At 59.5% G+C, this 16,121-nt stretch carries 17 protein-coding genes, 1 tRNA gene and 1 pseudogene; 12 read left to right on the top strand and 7 right to left on the bottom strand.

Going from position 1 to position 16,121, the window contains the following annotated elements; all coding sequences use genetic code 11:
- The first annotated feature begins 11 nt into the window (after positions 1–11).
- Both J3P88_RS23130 and J3P88_RS23125 read left to right on the top strand, forming a co-directional pair.
- The gene (locus J3P88_RS23130) at positions 12–959 is read left to right on the top strand and encodes a MucB/RseB C-terminal domain-containing protein (RefSeq protein ID WP_434571824.1); all 948 of its coding nucleotides are present in this window, start codon (positions 12–14) and stop codon (positions 957–959) included.
- Between the two features lie 234 nt (positions 960–1,193).
- Entirely contained in the window at positions 1,194–2,624 is a 1,431-nt protein-coding gene (locus J3P88_RS23125) for a DegQ family serine endoprotease (RefSeq protein WP_186704548.1), read from the top strand.
- Between the two features lie 227 nt (positions 2,625–2,851).
- Here J3P88_RS23125 and J3P88_RS23120 read toward each other — a convergent pair whose 3' ends face one another.
- Positions 2,852–4,285 carry a M48 family metalloprotease gene (locus tag J3P88_RS23120; RefSeq protein ID WP_186704549.1) on the bottom strand — a complete coding sequence of 478 codons (1,434 nt, stop codon included), beginning with the start codon at positions 4,283–4,285 and terminating at the stop codon, positions 2,852–2,854.
- Between the two features lie 98 nt (positions 4,286–4,383).
- Here J3P88_RS23120 and J3P88_RS23115 point away from each other — a divergent pair, with 98 nt between their 5' ends.
- Together J3P88_RS23115 and J3P88_RS23110 are read left to right on the top strand one after the other, a co-directional pair.
- The gene (locus J3P88_RS23115; RefSeq protein WP_434571822.1) at positions 4,384–4,623 is read left to right on the top strand and encodes a sulfurtransferase TusA family protein; all 240 of its coding nucleotides are present in this window, start codon (positions 4,384–4,386) and stop codon (positions 4,621–4,623) included.
- Positions 4,624–4,653: 30 nt separating this feature from the next.
- Entirely contained in the window at positions 4,654–5,724 is a 1,071-nt protein-coding gene (locus J3P88_RS23110; protein ID WP_186704550.1) for an AI-2E family transporter, read from the top strand.
- Positions 5,725–5,862: 138 nt separating this feature from the next.
- Here the strand turns inward: J3P88_RS23110 and J3P88_RS23105 are convergent, their stop codons facing one another.
- The gene (locus J3P88_RS23105) at positions 5,863–6,336 is read right to left on the bottom strand and encodes a peroxiredoxin (RefSeq protein ID WP_186704551.1); all 474 of its coding nucleotides are present in this window, start codon (positions 6,334–6,336) and stop codon (positions 5,863–5,865) included.
- A 10-nt stretch (positions 6,337–6,346) separates the two neighbouring features.
- On the bottom strand, positions 6,347–6,907 hold the full coding sequence (locus tag J3P88_RS23100) for a glycine cleavage system protein R (protein ID WP_003184325.1): 561 nt from the start codon (positions 6,905–6,907) through the stop codon (positions 6,347–6,349).
- Between the two features lie 314 nt (positions 6,908–7,221).
- On the opposite strand from J3P88_RS23100, the gene dapA reads away from it, so the two are divergent.
- The 5 genes from dapA (at position 7,222) to J3P88_RS23075 (ending at position 10,910) form a co-directional block, all read left to right on the top strand.
- The gene (gene dapA, locus J3P88_RS23095; RefSeq protein ID WP_186704552.1) at positions 7,222–8,100 is read left to right on the top strand and encodes a 4-hydroxy-tetrahydrodipicolinate synthase; all 879 of its coding nucleotides are present in this window, start codon (positions 7,222–7,224) and stop codon (positions 8,098–8,100) included.
- Between the two features lie 17 nt (positions 8,101–8,117).
- Positions 8,118–9,233, top strand: coding sequence for an outer membrane protein assembly factor BamC (bamC, locus tag J3P88_RS23090; protein ID WP_434571819.1), 1,116 nt, complete (start codon positions 8,118–8,120; stop codon positions 9,231–9,233).
- A 4-nt stretch (positions 9,234–9,237) separates the two neighbouring features.
- Positions 9,238–9,996, top strand: a complete 759-nt coding sequence (locus J3P88_RS23085) for an MBL fold metallo-hydrolase (protein ID WP_053182735.1) — start codon at positions 9,238–9,240, stop codon at positions 9,994–9,996.
- A 27-nt stretch (positions 9,997–10,023) separates the two neighbouring features.
- Entirely contained in the window at positions 10,024–10,737 is a 714-nt protein-coding gene (gene purC / locus J3P88_RS23080; protein ID WP_025212375.1) for a phosphoribosylaminoimidazolesuccinocarboxamide synthase, read from the top strand.
- A gap of 83 nt (positions 10,738–10,820) precedes the next feature.
- Positions 10,821–10,910 (top strand) — tRNA-Ser (locus J3P88_RS23075).
- 204 nt (positions 10,911–11,114) lie between these two features.
- Here the strand turns inward: J3P88_RS23075 and J3P88_RS23070 are convergent.
- From J3P88_RS23070 to J3P88_RS23055, 4 genes are all read right to left on the bottom strand, one after another.
- Entirely contained in the window at positions 11,115–11,729 is a 615-nt protein-coding gene (locus J3P88_RS23070; protein WP_186635995.1) for a hypothetical protein, read from the bottom strand.
- 352 nt (positions 11,730–12,081) lie between these two features.
- On the bottom strand, positions 12,082–12,348 hold the full coding sequence (locus tag J3P88_RS23065; protein ID WP_186635998.1) for a short-chain dehydrogenase: 267 nt from the start codon (positions 12,346–12,348) through the stop codon (positions 12,082–12,084).
- 329 nt (positions 12,349–12,677) lie between these two features.
- Positions 12,678–13,082, bottom strand: coding sequence for a hypothetical protein (locus J3P88_RS23060; RefSeq protein ID WP_186643715.1), 405 nt, complete (start codon positions 13,080–13,082; stop codon positions 12,678–12,680).
- Positions 13,082–13,363, bottom strand: a complete 282-nt coding sequence (locus J3P88_RS23055; protein WP_186636004.1) for a hypothetical protein — start codon at positions 13,361–13,363, stop codon at positions 13,082–13,084. The genes J3P88_RS23060 and J3P88_RS23055 overlap by 1 nt, the downstream gene beginning before the upstream one ends.
- Positions 13,364–13,671: 308 nt before the next feature.
- On the opposite strand from J3P88_RS23055, the pseudogene J3P88_RS23050 reads away from it, so the two are divergent.
- The 3 genes and pseudogenes from J3P88_RS23050 to J3P88_RS23040 form a co-directional block, all read left to right on the top strand.
- A pseudogene (locus J3P88_RS23050) lies at positions 13,672–14,445 on the top strand (MCP four helix bundle domain-containing protein); the annotation flags it as partial.
- A 117-nt stretch (positions 14,446–14,562) separates the two neighbouring features.
- Positions 14,563–15,351, top strand: a complete 789-nt coding sequence (locus tag J3P88_RS23045; protein ID WP_434576595.1) for a methyl-accepting chemotaxis protein — start codon at positions 14,563–14,565, stop codon at positions 15,349–15,351.
- Positions 15,352–15,414: 63 nt separating this feature from the next.
- Entirely contained in the window at positions 15,415–16,110 is a 696-nt protein-coding gene (locus J3P88_RS23040) for a phytanoyl-CoA dioxygenase family protein (protein WP_434576594.1), read from the top strand.
- The last annotated feature ends 11 nt before the right edge of the window (positions 16,111–16,121 follow it).

The following is a 16,121-nucleotide window of genomic DNA, read 5'->3' as shown; positions in this document are numbered from 1 at the left end:
AAGGAAAGCCATTGCGCGCCATACCTCTATTCACGCTTCTGCTTGGTGGCTGGTGTGCAATTCCAGCCCATGCCGATGAGGCTCAGGACTGGTTGAACCGCCTGAGTCAAGCCGAGCAACAGCAGAGCTTCCAGGGCACTTTCGTTTACGAGCGCAACGGTAGTTTTTCTACCCATAACATCTGGCATCGCGTCCAGGATGGCAAGGTCCGCGAGCGGTTACTCCAGCTCGACGGCTCGGCACAAGAAGTCGTGCGCATTGATGGGCATACTCAATGCGTAAGCGGCTCCTTGGTCGCGGGGCTGGGCAATACGCCGGAGAGCACTTCACGTGCGCTCGATCCGCAAAAACTCAAGAATTGGTATGACCTTGCAGTCATTGGCAAGTCACGTGTGGCCGGACGTCAAACGGTCATCGTTGCGCTGACGCCCAAGGACCAGCATCGCTATGGCTTCGAGCTGCACCTGGACAGAGAAACCGGCCTGCCGCTCAAATCCTTGTTACTCAATGACAAGGGCCAGTTGCTCGAGCGCTTCCAGTTCACCCGCATGAATCTCGCCGCGCCCGCAGACGCTGATTTGCAGGCCAGCGCCGATTGCAAGGCTGTCACGCAGGATCCTGGCAAGGCCGTCGCGGCGAAAACCGCCTGGCACTCGGACTGGCTGCCGCCCGGCTTCGAGCTGACCAGCAGTACCGCGCGCAAGGACCCGGACTCCCAGGTCCAAGTCAGCAGCCTGATGTATGACGACGGGCTGGCGCGCTTCTCGGTGTTCCTGGAGCCGTTGAACGGTGCCAACGCCACCGATACCCGTACTCAACTCGGTCCGACGGCGGCCGTGTCTCGCAGACTGACGACGCCCCAGGGCGAAATGATGGTCACGGTGGTCGGTGAAATTCCTATCGGTACGGCGGAACGGATCGCGCTGTCCATGCGCTCTGACGTCACGGCGACCCAATAACCTGCTGGCTGCACGGGTGATTCGATTGCGCGAGAGGCCGATGACGCCAGGGCTTGATCGAAATGCCGAAACTTCCTGTCAGCATTTTCATTTGCAAAAACTCAGCTTTTTTTCTATAGGTCAGAGCCGCTCGGCTCTGGCCTTGTCTGTTCCCGGAACAAAAATACCGGCGTATCTTTCCCTGGTATTCCTTGCTCCATATCGCTTAACCATGCTCGTCGTAACGGGAGCCGTATGTCGATACCACGCTTGAAAACCTATCTCTCCATTTTTGCCACCGTGCTTGTGCTCGGCCAGGCCGTTCCTGCCGTGGCGGTGGAATTGCCCGATTTCACGCAACTGGTCGAGCAGGCTTCACCCGCCGTGGTGAACATCAGCACCACCCAGAAGCTGCCGGATCGCCGTGTATCGGACCCGCAGATGCCGGACCTGGAAGGCTTGCCGCCCATGCTGCGGGAGTTCTTCGAGCGCGGCATGCCGCAACAGCCGCGCTCGCCCGGTGGTGGCCGCCAGCGCGAAGCGCAATCCCTGGGCTCGGGGTTCATCATTTCGCCTGATGGCTACATCCTGACCAACAACCATGTGATCGCCGACGCCGACGAAATCCTGGTGCGCCTGGCCGACCGTAGCGAACTCAAGGCCAAGCTGATCGGCACCGACCCACGTTCCGACGTGGCGCTGTTGAAAATCGAAGGCAAGGACCTGCCGGTGCTCAAGCTGGGCAAATCCCAGGACCTGAAAGCCGGCCAATGGGTGGTGGCCATCGGTTCGCCGTTCGGCTTCGACCACACCGTGACCCAGGGCATCGTCAGCGCCATCGGTCGCAGCCTGCCGAACGAAAACTACGTGCCGTTCATCCAGACCGACGTGCCGATCAACCCGGGTAACTCCGGTGGCCCGCTGTTCAACCTTGATGGTGAAGTGGTCGGCATCAACTCCCAGATCTATACCCGTTCGGGCGGCTTCATGGGCGTGTCCTTCGCCATTCCGATCGACGTGGCCATGGACGTGTCCAACCAGCTGAAAAGCGAAGGCAAGGTCAGCCGTGGCTGGTTGGGCGTGGTGATCCAGGAAGTGAACAAGGATCTGGCCGAGTCGTTCGGGCTGGATAAACCTGCCGGTGCGCTGGTGGCGCAGATCCAGGAAGGTGGCCCGGCTGCCAAGGGCGGCCTGCAAGTGGGTGACGTGATCCTGAGCATGAACGGCCAGCCGATCGTCATGTCCGCCGACCTGCCGCACCTGGTGGGCGCTCTCAAGGCCGGCGCCAAGGCTAATCTGGAAGTGATCCGCGAAGGCAAGCGCAAGAACGTCGAACTGACCGTCGGCGCCATTCCTGAAGAAGGCAAGGAACTGGATTCGCTGCCAAAATCCGGCGTCGAGCGCAGCAGCAACCGCCTGGGCGTGGCCGTGGTCGAGCTGACCGAAGAGCAGAAACGCACCCTGGAACTGCAGGGTGGTGTAGTGATCAAGGAAGTGCAGGACGGTCCTGCCGCGCTGATCGGTCTCCAGCCGGGCGACATCATCACGCACCTGAACAACCAGGCCATTGGTTCGGCCAAGGAGTTCACCGACATCGCCAAGGCATTGCCGAAGAATCGTTCGGTGTCGATGCGGGTCCTGCGCCAGGGGCGCGCGAGCTTCATCACGTTCAAGCTGGCCGAATGACCGGTTAGCCGCTGAAAAAAAACCGCCTCCAAAGAAGTAATGCAGTTACTCAAGAGAGACGATGGACCTGTGGCGAGGGAGCTTGCTCCCGCTTGAGCGCGAAGCGCTCACAAAAAGGGCCGCTTCGCAGCCCAGCGGGAGCAAGCTCCCTCGCCACGGTTTTTTCGATCGACTTAAGTGAGCCGCATTAGCTCGAGAGAGGCGGTTTTTTATTGCCTGGCCAATGCTCAGCCCATCATGTCCTTGACCATGCGCTCCTGCTCCATGAGTTCCCGCTGGCGCGCATCGATGCGTGACGAAAGGGGGAAGTTAGTGCCGGCGCGCCGTTTGGCGAAGTCCAGTTGCTGGATGGCCTGGCGGTAATCGCCCACCAGGGCGAAGTACTCGGCACGGGCCTGATGCAGGCCAATGATGTTGCCGGACAGCCCACGGGTCTCGGCCACCATGTACCAGACGTCCGGATCGTCCGGGCGCGACTTGAGCAAGGTTTCCAGGGCCTTCTCGGCGTCGGCGGGACGGTTCTGCTTGAGCAGCAGGTCGACGCGGACCTGGTTGAGCGGATAATTGCCCGGGTACTGGCTCAGCATCCGGTCGACGCGGGACTGAGCGTCGGCCAGTTTGTTGCTGGTGATGTCCAGGTCCACCAGGGCGAGGTTGTAGATGATCTCGTTGGGTGATTTGGCCAGCAACGGCTTGAGGTTCTCCCGAGCTTCGTTCAACTGGCCACCCTTGATCTGCGCGATCGCCAGGCCATAGCGTGCCACGTCGTTCTTCGGGTTTTCGTCCAGCTGTGCCCGGAAGCGCTTGGCGGCCAGGCCCGGGGTTTCTTCATAGGTCAGTTGGACCCGTGCACGAATCAATTGATAGCGCACGCTGTCCTCGATGCCGCCCGGCCTGGCCTGTTCGGCGCGGTTACGGGTGTCGGCGATCCGCGATTCGGTCACCGGGTGAGTCAGCAGGAATTCCGGGGGCCTGGCGTCGAACCGATACTGGCGCATCAAGCGCTCGAACATGGTGGGCATGGACCGCGGGTCGTAGCCGGCCTTTTCCAGGTTCTGGATGCCGATGCGGTCGGCTTCCTGCTCGTTCTGGCGCGAGAAGCGCCGTTGTTCCTGGATGGCGGCGGCCTGGGTCCCGGCGATGGCGGCGATCCCGGCGTCACCGCCACCGGCGGCGGCAATCACGATGCCGGCCAGCAGTGCGGCCATCATCGGCACCTGCATGCGTTGCTGGGCTTCGACGCCACGGGCGAAGTGGCGCTGTGACAAGTGGGCCAGTTCGTGGGCCATGACCGAGGCGTATTCGCCTTCGGTCTGGGCGTTGAGGAACAGGCCGCCGTTGACCCCGACGATCCCGCCCGGTGCGGCGAAGGCGTTTAGCTGCGGGCTGTTGATCAGGATGAACTCCAGGCGCCGGTCATTGACCTGGCTGGTCTCCACCAGCTTGTAGACGCTGGTTTCGACGTAGTCCTTGAGCTGTGGATCGTTGAGCTGTGAAACCTGGCTGCGCAGCAGGGCCAGCCAGGCGCGGCCCAACTGGTGTTCCTGTTCTGGTGAGACGATGGCAGAACTGGCATCGCCAAGTGACGGCAAGTCGTCGGCGAAGCCTGGTGAGGCAAGCAGGCAAGCGAGCGTCAGCAGGGTGGGGCGCAGAAATGTCATGCACGAGGCCTTAGTTGACAAAGACCCTACTGTAGCCGGACACCGGGCCCGGGACCAGATATTCTAGGCCGCTCAACGACCTGCCGCGGAGCGAACCCATGACTGATGCTGTAGCCCACGATGCCGAACTGGACGCCAGCGGCCTGAACTGTCCGTTGCCGTTGCTCAAGGCCAAGCTGGAACTCAATCGCCTGGCCAGCGGCAGTGTCCTCAAGGTGATCGCCACGGATGCGGGCTCGCAACGTGACTTTCGCACCTTCGCCCGATTGGCCGGTCATACGCTGCTGCGTGAAGAAGATGTAGACGGCGTCTACCGTTATTGGCTGAAAAAAGCCTGAAAAAACCGACTGCGTCCTTAAGGATTTTTAATGTTCAAAGTGTTACGCGACTGGATTCAGCGCTACTTCTCCGATGAAGAGGCGGTGGTCCTGGCAGTGCTGTTGTTCCTGGCCTTTACCGCCGTGCTCACGTTGGGCGGCATGCTGGCGCCGGTACTGGCAGGGATGGTGCTGGCGTACCTGATGCAAGGGCTGGTCACGACGCTGGAGCGTCTGCGGCTGCCCGGCACCGCGGCAGTGGGGCTGGTGTTTGCCCTGTTCATGGGTGTGCTGGTGGTGTTTCTCGTGGTGATCGTGCCGTTGCTCTGGCACCAGTTGGTGACCTTGTTCAATGAATTGCCAGGCATGCTCGCCAAATGGCAATCCTTGCTGTTGCTGCTGCCCGAGCGTTATCCGCACCTGGTGTCCGATGAGCAAGTGTTGCAGACCATCGAAGTGGTGCGCGGCGAGATTGGCAAGTTCGGCCAGTGGGCGCTGACGTTTTCGCTGTCCAGCCTGCCGCTGCTGGTCAACATCATGATCTACCTGGTGCTGGTGCCGATCCTGGTGTTTTTCTTCCTCAAGGACCGGGAAATGATCGGGCGTTGGGTCCGTGGCTACCTGCCGCGCGAGCGGGCGCTGATTACCCGCGTGGCTCAGGAGATGAACCGGCAGATCGCCAATTACATTCGCGGAAAAGTCATCGAGATTTTTATCTGCGGTGGCGTGACTTACATCGGCTTCGTGACCATGGGGCTCAATTACGCTGCGCTGTTGGCGCTGCTGGTGGGCATTTCGGTGGTGGTGCCTTACGTCGGCACGGTGGTGGTGACCGTGCCGGTGGCCTTGATTGCGCTGTTCCAATGGGGCTGGAGCGATCAGTTCATCTACCTGATGGCGGTCTACGGGATCATCCAGACCTTGGACGGCAACGTGCTGGTCCCGCTGCTGTTCTCCGAGGCGGTGAACCTGCACCCGGTGGCGATCATCTGCGCAGTGCTGCTGTTTGGCGGGCTGTGGGGGTTCTGGGGGGTATTCTTTGCGATTCCCCTGGCGACGCTGTTCAAGGCGGTGCTGGATGCGTGGCCGAGCAAGGAGCCGGTGGTGGCGCCGTTGTTGTAGCTTGATTATTCAGGTGATGCTGATGGCCCCTTCGCGAGCAAGCCCGCTCCCACATTGGATCTGCGGTGACTTGGTCAACACAGACCCCCTGTGGGAGCGGGCTTGCTCGCGAAGGGCCTGAACAGGCCCAAGGTAAAATCAGCCCTTGTCGAGGGCCTGGGCCGCCGCCAACACCGCATCCACATGTCCCGGCACTTTCACACCACGCCATTCCTGGCGCAGCACACCCTCCTTGTCGATCAGGAAGGTGCTGCGATCAACGCCCAGGTATTCCTTGCCATAGAGCTTTTTCAGCTTGATCACGTCGAACAATTGGCAGATAGCCTCGTCCTTGTCGCTGATCAGCTCGAACGGGAACTCCTGTTTGCACTTGAAGTTCTCGTGGGACTTGAGGCTGTCCCGGGAGACGCCGAACACTTCAGTGTTGGCGGCTTGGAATTGTGCATATTGATCGCGAAAACCCTGGCCTTCGGTGGTGCAGCCAGGGGTGCTGTCCTTGGGGTAAAAATAGATCACCACCTGCTTGCCCTTGAGGGCGGCGAGGCTGATCGTCTGCCCGCTGGTGGCAGGCGCTTGGAAATCGGTAACCGGCTGGTCGACGGCAACGGCCATGAACGCTTCCTTACATTGGGTTTTGTGGGCGCCACGGCTCGATCAGGGCATCCAGGTTCATCGCATCGGCGAAGTCCAGGAACTGATCGCGCAGCCAACTGATCTGGGTGCCGGCCGGCAGGGTCACGGTGAACGTGGCGTTGAGCATGGTGCCGCCGGTCTGCGGAGCCTGATAGGTGTCGCAGGTCAGGTTTTCCAGCTCGACGTGATGGTCCATGAAGAACTGGCACAGCTCGTTGATGATGTCCGGACGGTAGGCCGAACTCACGTAGGCCACGTAGGGCAGGGCCTGGGGACGGTTCTCCAGGGCGGCGCTGCGCACCACGTTGACGGTAAAGGCATGCTTCTTGGCCAGCACCGGCAGGCTGCCTTCCAGGCGCGCCAGGGCGTCCCAGCTGCCGGAGATCTCGAGCACGAGTGCACTGCATTCGCCATGACGGGTCAGGCGTGAGGTCACGACGGCGCAGCGATTTTCATGGCTGGCGCGGCACAGGACGTTAGTCAGCTCCATGGGGTTGGCGCCGAGGGCACTGATAACAAGGAATTGTTCGCGGACTGTGGGGGTGGACATGCAGCATTCCTAAAGCGATGAGCGGTCGGTACCTTTGCCGCTCGACACGACGCCCGGCCCCGGAAAACGAACGGCTCAAGCCTGGTGCCCGGGGTTGTGCTGCATTCCGCGACAACAGGAATGCACCAGGACAAACCCGGGATCGGGGCTTGTGACGTCGAAAACGGAGGCTGGAAACCGGCGTATGAGCTTGTCGGTACCGATCAAAGCCTGAAGGGTAGCGAAAACCAACGCCAAGGGGAATGGTAGTTCGCTTGTACAAGCATCTTGGCGCCAGTACCATTACGCTCTCTTTTTCCGGCAGGAGCGGTTTCATGATTGCGGGCAGTATGGTGGCTCTGGTCACACCCATGGATGCAGACGGGCGTCTTGACTGGGACAGCCTCAGCAAACTCGTGGACTTCCACCTTGAAAACGGCACCCATGCCATTGTCGCCGTCGGTACCACCGGCGAGTCGGCAACGCTTGATGTAGAAGAACACATCGCCGTGATCAAAGCCGTGGTCAAGCAGGTTGCCGGGCGCATTCCGGTCATCGCCGGCACGGGCGCCAACTCGACCCGCGAAGCCGTCGAGCTGACCCGCAACGCCAAGGAAGCCGGTGCCGACGCCTGCCTGCTGGTCGTCCCGTACTACAACAAGCCGACCCAGGAAGGCTTGTACCAGCACTTCAAGCACATTGCCGAAGCCGTCGACATCCCGCAGATCCTCTACAACGTTCCCGGTCGCACCTCCTGCGACATGCAGGCCGAGACCGTGATCCGCCTGTCCACCGTGCCGAACATCATCGGCATCAAGGAAGCCACCGGCGACATGAAGCGCGCCAAGGCCATCCTCGATGGCGTGGGCAAGGACTTCATCGTGCTGTCCGGTGATGATCCGACCGCGGTCGAGCTGATCCTGCTGGGTGGCAAGGGCAACATCTCCGTCACTGCCAACGTCGCGCCGCGCGAAATGGCCGACCTGTGCGAGGCCGCGCTCAAGGGCGACGCCGAGACCGCACGGGCCATCAACGAAAAACTGATGCCGTTGCACAAGGACCTGTTCATCGAGGCCAACCCGATTCCGGTGAAGTGGGCCTTGGTCGAAATGGGCTTGATGCACGATGGCATCCGCCTGCCACTGACCTGGTTGAGCACCCCCTGTCACGAACCGCTGCGGCAGGCCCTGCGCCAGTCCGGCGTCCTGGTTTAATTGAGGAAGTACAACGCATGAAGCGAATGGCCGGACTTTCCGCACTTGCCTTGATTATCTCCAGCACCAGCGGCTGCGGATGGATCTGGGGGCCGGAGGGTTACTTCCGCGACCGTGGTAGTGATTACCTGCAAGCGCAACAGACTGCACCGATGCAACTGCCGCAAGACGTCAACGTCGCCAAGCGCCTGGATCCGCTGCTGCCGATCCCGCGCAACGTCGCGGACGACAGCGTCAAGGGCGAATACATCGTCCCACGTCCGCAGCCGCTGTCGGCCGTGGCCGATGCCAGCGACTACACCCTGCAGAAGAGTGGCGATTCTAGCTGGGTCATGGGCCAGCATCCACCGGCCGAAGTCTGGCCTGTAGCGATCCAGTTCTTCCAGGACAACGGTTTCCGCCTGGACGAACAGCGCCCGCAAACCGGCGAGTTCACCACCACCTGGCAGCGCTCCGATGAACTGTCCGCCGCCATGGCCAAGCGCCTGAGCGCCTCCGGTGTCGCGGCCGACAGCGAAACCCGCGTGCGGGTGCGCATCGAGCCGGGCGTGCAGCGCAACACCAGTGAAATCTACGTGGTCAGCGCCGAGCGTCCCGCTGGCAGCACCGCCGACGTGGCCTTCACCAACCGTTCGGTCAATACCGGCCTCGACGCTGCACTGGTGGACGACATGCTTGCCAGCATGAGCCGTACCGCAGAGCAGGGCGGTTCGGTGTCGATGCTCGCTACCCGCGACTACGACACCCCGAGCCGCGTCAGCCTGAGCGAAGACGGCAGCGGCAACCCGGTGCTCAACGTCGGCTCCGACCTGGACCGCGCCTGGTCGAGCGTTGGCCGTGCGCTGGAACAGGGTGAGTGGCGCGTTGAGGACATCAACCGCAGCCTGGGCCTGTACTACATCAACCTGGCTGAAAAGGCCGAGAGGAAAGACGAGAAGCCTGGCTTCTTCAGTGGCCTGTTCGGCAGCAAGCCGGACAAGGAAGAAGTCGAAGCCCGCGCCGAGCGTTATCAGGTTCGCCTGAGCAAGGTCGGCGACAACGTCCAGGTTACCGTCGAGAAAAACATCAATACCGTGGCACCGGCCGATGTGGCCCGCAAGGTATTGAGCGTGATTCAGGATAACCTGGGCTGATCCGATGCGTTTTGCCGTTCTCGGCAGCGGTAGCCAGGGCAACGGCACGCTGGTCGCCAGTGCTGGCACGTATGTGCTGGTCGATTGTGGTTTCTCCCTGCGGGAAACCGAGAAACGCCTGTTGCGCCTGGGTGTGCACCCGGCGCAACTGAGCGCGATACTCGTAACCCACGAACATGCCGACCACGTGCATGGCGTGGGTTTGCTGTCTCGGCGCTACAATCTGCCGGTGTACCTGAGTCGTGGCACGCTGGAAGGCCTGCGCAAGCCCATCGAGCCAGCCGGTTTCGTGGCCGGTGGCGAGCAACTGCGTATCGGTGGCCTGGATATCAGCGTGGTCAGCGTGGCGCACGATGCCCGGGAACCGACGCAATACGTGTTCAGCGACGGTGAGCGGCGCTTCGGGTTGCTCACCGACCTGGGATCATATTGCGACAGGGTGATGGACAGTTACCGGGACCTCGATGCGTTGATGATCGAGTCCAACCACTGCCGTGACATGCTGGCCCGTGGTTACTACCCGTACTTCCTCAAGCAGCGGGTCGGCGGGGAGCACGGACATTTGAACAACCACCAGGCAGCGTTCCTGGTGGCCGAGTTGGGCTGGCAAGGCCTGCAACACCTGGTCCTGGCCCATCTGAGCAGCAAGAACAACCTGCCGCAGCTGGCCCGGCAATGTTTCGTCGACACCCTCGGGTGCGACCCGGACTGGCTGCAACTGGCCGATCAAGATTCAGGGCTCGACTGGCGACATATCGCCTAGCCCACTACTTAGCAAGCGGAGCCCATCATGGAAAAACGTGAAGAACTCTACCGCGGCAAAGCCAAGTCGGTTTACAAGACCGACGACGCTGACCGCTTGATCCTGCTGTTTCGTAACGACACCTCGGCGTTCGACGGCAAGCGCATCGAACAGCTGGACCGCAAGGGCATGGTGAACAACAAGTTCAACGCCTTCATCATGCAAAAGCTCGAAGCCGCCGGCGTGCCGACCCAGTTCGACAAGCTGCTGGGCGACAACGAATGCCTGGTCAAGAAGCTGGACATGATCCCGGTCGAATGCGTCGTGCGTAACTACGCCGCCGGCAGCCTGGTCAAGCGCCTGGGCGTGGAAGAGGGCATGAAGCTCAACCCTTACACCTTCGAGCTGTTCCTGAAGGACGACGCCAAGGGCGACCCGTTCATCAACGAATCCCACGTCGTGGCATTCGGTTGGGGCACCGCCGAGCAGTTGGCGCGCATGAAGGAATTGTCCCTCAAGGTCAACGAAGTGCTGACCAAGCTGTTCGACGACGCTGGCCTGCTGCTGGTGGACTTCAAGCTTGAATTCGGCGTGTTCAGCGATGGCTCCATCGTCCTGGGCGACGAATTCAGCCCGGACGGCTGCCGCCTCTGGGACAAGGACACCAAGAAGAAGATGGACAAGGACCGCTTCCGCCAAGGCCTCGGTGACGTCATCGAAGCCTACGAAGAAGTCGCCCAGCGCCTGGGTGTACCGCTGTAATCGACGCAAGCATCTGATAGCACGGAAAAAATTTCGCCCGGGGGTTCGCTTCCGGCAAATGTGCTGGTATGATGCGCGCCACTGGAGAGATGCCGGAGTGGCCGAACGGGACGGATTCGAAATCCGTTGTACTGGCGACAGTACCTAGGGTTCAAATCCCTATCTCTCCGCCATAATTGTGTATGACTAAGCCCCTGAAATGGTTGAACATTTCAGGGGCTTTTTCGTTTCTTGCGTTTGGTTTAGGGGGGAGCTAAAGGGCTCGCTATGATGCCGTCTCAGAATGCTCTGTGAATGCGGTTGATAGGTTAGCTATCGACTTGGGAGAAGGGCGGGAGATACGACTTGTAGACGCGTGGTGGTTGGCCCAGCTCTTTTTAACGACTGGTTTTCCCCGTATTGGCATCTAGGTAGACTTTGTTGCTTAGGGACATACCGCCGCAATACGTGAAGTACATCCCCGGGCCCCTATTGCTCGAAGCCATCCACCCTCCCATCTCTATGAAGTCTCCTTCCGTACAGGTTCCTTCGTCTATGAGTTGGCGAGCGGCCTGGGAAAATTTGGCCTTGTAGATTCTGTAGTCGTCCGAACCTTTGATGAGGGAATCATCGCCGGTTGCGTTCTCTGCGGGGTCATTAGGACGATTCTTACTAAAATCTTTGATTTGGACCCATTCGGCGAATTTTCCTTCTCTAATGCCGTTGGCACTGGTGCAGGCTTTGTTCCCGTCTTTCACATACTCGCTTTTACCTCCAACACAAGATGCTGAGTACGCCTTGGTGATACGGGCCCAATCTCCTTTTCTTTCTAAAACGTCTACCCCCTCCCTAAACATTAGACGGCCTGCTACTCCACACTCGGTAGAAGGACAGGTGTGTCTGGCGGTGCGATCAGTGGTCACCCACAGCTTGCTTTCCGCCAGCGCATGGATTGAGAGTGTTTGAAGTACGCTGTAAATCGAGAGGCTGAGAATGAAACTTCCGATTTTCATTGGTTTACGCCTTGATGATTTATATTTTTCCAGTTCCGTGTTTTTTCAAAAAGTGCGGAAGTTTTAACGACTGGCATCCAAGCCTACTTTGTAATAGGAAGCTTGCCAGTGATTACAAATCTATCGAACACTTTCTGACCATCACGTGCAGCTTGTCGAACGTCAAGAAATGTCAGCTCTTCGTGAGTGACTTTTCTGCGCGCTTTCTCGACTTTTTTATAGTAGCCATCGGAGCCTCCGAGGTGCGTTGATCAGCTTATGTGATTAATCGAGTCTGGGTAAACCGGAGGGTTTCAGTGTCATCGAACCATGCTCGTTTCGACGAAATGGGCCCCGTGAGAGGCCCTTTGAGCTAGGCCGGCTCTGCATCCAATCGCCGGGCAATGACATCGAGCACGTCGCAGCCATCCCTCAAGGAGATGCAGCATAGTTGTGCAAAGTCCTGGAGGACCACTGACTCACTCGGAATATCTCCTCGCATGGCGAGGTTCTCTAGAAGCTGGGTGACCGCGCGAATTCTATAGCCCGCCGTGTCGAGCAGGATGTGCAAAGGCGCAGAGGTATCGACGAAGAGGGGTTGATCGTCGGCATTGTTGGTAAGAGCCATGTATCTATTCATTTCAAACTCCGTTTGATTGAGGGCTTTTCTTACCATTTGTCATTGGGTCGCCAAACCCAAGCCGCTCTTACGAACGACAATTGGAATATAGAGCCCTTCTGTAGAAATCATCAATCAGATGATGCGTAAGAAGATTCCCTGAATTATGTGGGCTGGAAATGTCAGAAAATTCCCCTTCTGCAATTGCGTCCCGCCGCCCTTTTTATTGCGCCCCACCCCATTCTGGGATCTAAATAATCACGGCGTTTCGGTCGCAGTTTTGCGGCAGGTCGTCAGCAATCCAACGCCGGCCCGCTTGGGTACGCTGGGCGTCGGCGAGCCGATAAAGACTATTTCTGACGTTTGGCTTTGGCGGCTTTTTGCACGGCTGGGTAGTAACTGATGTCCAGCCTCCCCATCTTCGGCAAGGGGACGCAGGCATAGACGCTTTGGTTCGGTGCAAACCAATCTGAATCGAATAAAACCTGGACTTCATGATTCAAATCGAACTTTGTCCGGTGGGTCAGCCCGCTTGAAGAAAAACCAGGATCTGCGGGATCTAACACAAACTCACCTGGGTAAAGCTTCTCGGTTTTTTGAGTCGTTCCATAGGCGATCCTTACGGCGTGGTCGTCATCAAAAACAGCGACTATTAAACCGGGTCGAGCTTTTGGGCCGGGTTTCCCGACAACCTCTGGAAAATGGCACCAGACAAAATCGCCTGGTGCAGGCAGTGGACGAAAAGGAACGGTCATTAATAGAGCCTTCTGGTTACGCGTTCCTCCGGAATATCCGTAGCAGGGCTAGCGGCACGAATCGCGGCGATTTGTTCTTGGGTCAACGGGCCGTCATCCAGCTCGTACTTTGGTAAATAACGGTCAGCTAGCTGACGCAGTGCGAGGTGAGCGATTTCGGTTTTACTCAGGCCGGTCTGACGCATAAGTAACTCGATGGTCGAGAGACTGACCCCCGTCGGTGTGTCCTGTTTACGTAACCGCAGCAGGAAGCTTTCGGATTTTTCAGCGATGCTGGGCATGATGTGCTCCATGTGTAGCGTGGTCTCAAGTTAGGGAGCGTCCTGCTCCTGTACACCTTCTTCCTGAGGGTGATATCTATTGTATATCAGTTTTCCAGAGTGAACATTCTCTTGAATCCTGACGGTGAGGTGCTATCTACGGCGATCTATGAAGCCTAACGCGGCTGAAGAACCCTTGCGACGGGCTTGTATCCAGATGAAGGCTATCAATGTGGTTTTCAGAAAGGTCCTACGAAGCGCCTCACTTTTGGTTAAGTCGTTTCGTCACTTCTTTGTGACAATCAGACTAATGGTCTATAGCTCAAGGCATGGCTGCCGATAGGCAGGTATTCCCCCGTGTAAGGAGTGACACCATGCTGCGGTTCTTCGCCGACTTGGGCTTTCGCTGGAAAATCACTCTCCCGATTGCATTCCTGGCTGTGTTGCTGGCGCTGATGGGGTGGACGGGCATGCGCGGCATCAGTCAAGTGACTGAATCCAGCACGCAATTGACCAAACGTTATCTGCCGGCCATCAGCCTGTTACTCAATGCCGATCGTGATCTTTACCAGGCTTTCGTAGCCGAGCGCAGTCTGCTGGATGGTCATGCAAGCGAGCATCTGAAAGCGCTGAGCGCCAGCCATGGCGAGAATGCGAAGCAGGCTTACGACCGTGTGCAGAAATATGCCGCGATGCAGCCCGGTGCCGAGGCGCAGGCGTTGGTCAGTCAGTTCAACGACAGCTTCGGTAAATGGATGCAGGTTTCGCGGCGGGTCCTCGAACTGTCGGTAGGCGATCCGCAGGGCGCCAGTGCGCTGAGTTTTGGTGACAGTGAGCGCCTGTTTGAAACCATGCGTGATTCCATCGACAAGCTGGGTGAGTTGGAAGATGCGGCGTCCCATCGCGAAGGCGACGCTGCGATTGAAAACGGCGAGGCAGTCGGCGTGCAACAGGGCGTGATTCTGTTCATTGGCCTGCTCGGTTGCATCTTGGTGCTCCTGGTTCTGCCGCTGGTGGTGTTGAGCCCTATGCGTCGCTTGTTGCACCGCATCGAGCAGATCGCCGAGGGCGGTGGCGATCTGAAAGGGCGTCTCGAAGTACGCTCAGCCGATGAATTGGGGCAGCTCGGCAGTGCCTTCAACCGTTTTCTCGACAAGTTGCAACCGTTGATCGCCGAGGTTGGGCGGGTGACCGGAGAGGTTGATTCCGCAGCACGGGCCATGGCCGACATGGCCTCGACGAATGACCGGTTGATCAGCAGTGAGCACGCGGCGCTCGATCAGGTCAGTACCGCCGCCACCCAGATGAGCGCTGCGGTGCATGAAGTGGCGCATAACGCGGCGAGCGCCTCGGGCGCCGCGCAGGAGGCGAGCAGCCAGTCTCGTGACGGCGCTCAGGTGGTCAGCAGTACCATCGAGTCGATCCGCCAGTTGGCCCAGGAAGTGGAGACCGCTTCGGGCACGATCGAGGCATTGGCCCAGGAAACGTCCAGTATCGGCGCCGTGCTCGAAGTGATCCGTGGCATCGCCGAACAAACCAACCTGTTGGCGCTGAACGCTGCCATCGAAGCGGCGCGGGCCGGTGAACAGGGCCGTGGTTTTGCCGTGGTGGCCGATGAAGTGAGGGCGCTTGCGGCCCGCACCCAGGACTCGACCAAAGACATTCAGGTTCGCATCGAGCGCTTGCAGAGCGGCGTCGCCAAGGCTGTGCAAGCCATGCATGTGGGCAGCAGCAAGGCCCGGGACAGTGTCGAACGTGCAGCGGGTGTCGACCAGGTGCTCAGCGGTACCGGCGGTTCGATCCAGCGGATCAACGACATGGCTGCGCAGATCGCCAGTGCTTGCGAGGAGCAGAGCAGCGTCACCGAAGAGATTGCCCGCAACATCTCCGATATCCGCGACTTGTCCAACGAAGCGGCTGCGAATTCCGCCCAGAGCATGCATGCCAGCCGACAGCTGTCCTCTCTGTCGCAAAACCTGGCTGGGCTGGTCGGCCGCTTCCGCACCTGAGGCAGGCGCGCTGTGGCCATCAGCGATAGTCTGCGAGCGTTGCATCAGGACGGTTTCGTCCTGATGCCAGCCGTACTGGATGCCGCGCAGATTGCCAACCTGCGCCATGCCATCGACCAGTTGAAGCCTCAGCATTGGGACTACAGCGGCGTCATCGATCATTACAAATGCGTGTTTAATCGCGACCCGTTCTGGCTGCCGTTCCTGGAGGTGGCCGGCGTGATCGAACTGGCCGAGGCGGCCCTGGGCGATGACTGTCATGTTATCGGCCAGACGGCCTGGCGCTGCCATCCGGGTTTCAAAGGGGCGCCGTTGCACCTGGATTACCTGGCGATGAAATTGCCGCCCACGCTGTTGGCCGACCCGGCCTTCGAGTTGCCAATGCAGGTGTTCACCGCGCAGTTTTACCTGGATGACATCGACGCCGACTTGAGCCCGACCCAGGTGATTCCTGGCAGCCACAAGGCTGGTCGGGCGCCGGTGGCGGGCGAAACGCACTGGCAGGGGCGTACCGCGCAGCCCGTGTTGTGCCGGGCGGGCGATGTCTTGATATTGCGCAGCGAACTGTGGCACGCCGGCAGCGACAACCGCACCGCCGACCGCACCCGCTACATGGTCCAAGTGCATTATGGCCGGCGGATGGTCGCGCAGAAGTTTTCACCCTATCTGCACTGGCAGTTCAACCCTGAGGTGCTGGCCGCGGCGACACCTCGCCAGCGGCGGTTACTGGGTGATCACCAGGAGGCTGAATACGATTGAGGCTGGCTCAG

Source organism: Pseudomonas sp. Z3-6 (genome assembly GCF_051131985.1).
GTDB lineage: Bacteria > Pseudomonadota > Gammaproteobacteria > Pseudomonadales > Pseudomonadaceae > Aquipseudomonas > Aquipseudomonas zanjanensis.
This window is presented reverse-complemented; position numbering and strand designations above follow the sequence as displayed.

Coding starts and splice junctions, on each gene's coding strand:
- J3P88_RS23125 (WP_186704548.1), top strand. CDS start 1,194: ATGTCGATACCACGCTTGAAAACCTATCTCTCCATTTTTGCCACCGTG.
- J3P88_RS23120 (WP_186704549.1), bottom strand. CDS start 4,285: ATGACATTTCTGCGCCCCACCCTGCTGACGCTCGCTTGCCTGCTTGCC.
- J3P88_RS23115 (WP_434571822.1), top strand. CDS start 4,384: ATGACTGATGCTGTAGCCCACGATGCCGAACTGGACGCCAGCGGCCTG.
- J3P88_RS23110 (WP_186704550.1), top strand. CDS start 4,654: ATGTTCAAAGTGTTACGCGACTGGATTCAGCGCTACTTCTCCGATGAA.
- J3P88_RS23105 (WP_186704551.1), bottom strand. CDS start 6,336: ATGGCCGTTGCCGTCGACCAGCCGGTTACCGATTTCCAAGCGCCTGCC.
- J3P88_RS23100 (WP_003184325.1), bottom strand. CDS start 6,907: ATGTCCACCCCCACAGTCCGCGAACAATTCCTTGTTATCAGTGCCCTC.
- dapA (WP_186704552.1), top strand. CDS start 7,222: ATGATTGCGGGCAGTATGGTGGCTCTGGTCACACCCATGGATGCAGAC.
- bamC (WP_434571819.1), top strand. CDS start 8,118: ATGAAGCGAATGGCCGGACTTTCCGCACTTGCCTTGATTATCTCCAGC.
- J3P88_RS23085 (WP_053182735.1), top strand. CDS start 9,238: ATGCGTTTTGCCGTTCTCGGCAGCGGTAGCCAGGGCAACGGCACGCTG.
- purC (WP_025212375.1), top strand. CDS start 10,024: ATGGAAAAACGTGAAGAACTCTACCGCGGCAAAGCCAAGTCGGTTTAC.
- J3P88_RS23070 (WP_186635995.1), bottom strand. CDS start 11,729: ATGAAAATCGGAAGTTTCATTCTCAGCCTCTCGATTTACAGCGTACTT.
- J3P88_RS23065 (WP_186635998.1), bottom strand. CDS start 12,348: ATGAATAGATACATGGCTCTTACCAACAATGCCGACGATCAACCCCTC.
- J3P88_RS23060 (WP_186643715.1), bottom strand. CDS start 13,082: ATGACCGTTCCTTTTCGTCCACTGCCTGCACCAGGCGATTTTGTCTGG.
- J3P88_RS23055 (WP_186636004.1), bottom strand. CDS start 13,363: ATGCCCAGCATCGCTGAAAAATCCGAAAGCTTCCTGCTGCGGTTACGT.
- J3P88_RS23045 (WP_434576595.1), top strand. CDS start 14,563: ATGGCCGACATGGCCTCGACGAATGACCGGTTGATCAGCAGTGAGCAC.
- J3P88_RS23040 (WP_434576594.1), top strand. CDS start 15,415: ATGCCAGCCGTACTGGATGCCGCGCAGATTGCCAACCTGCGCCATGCC.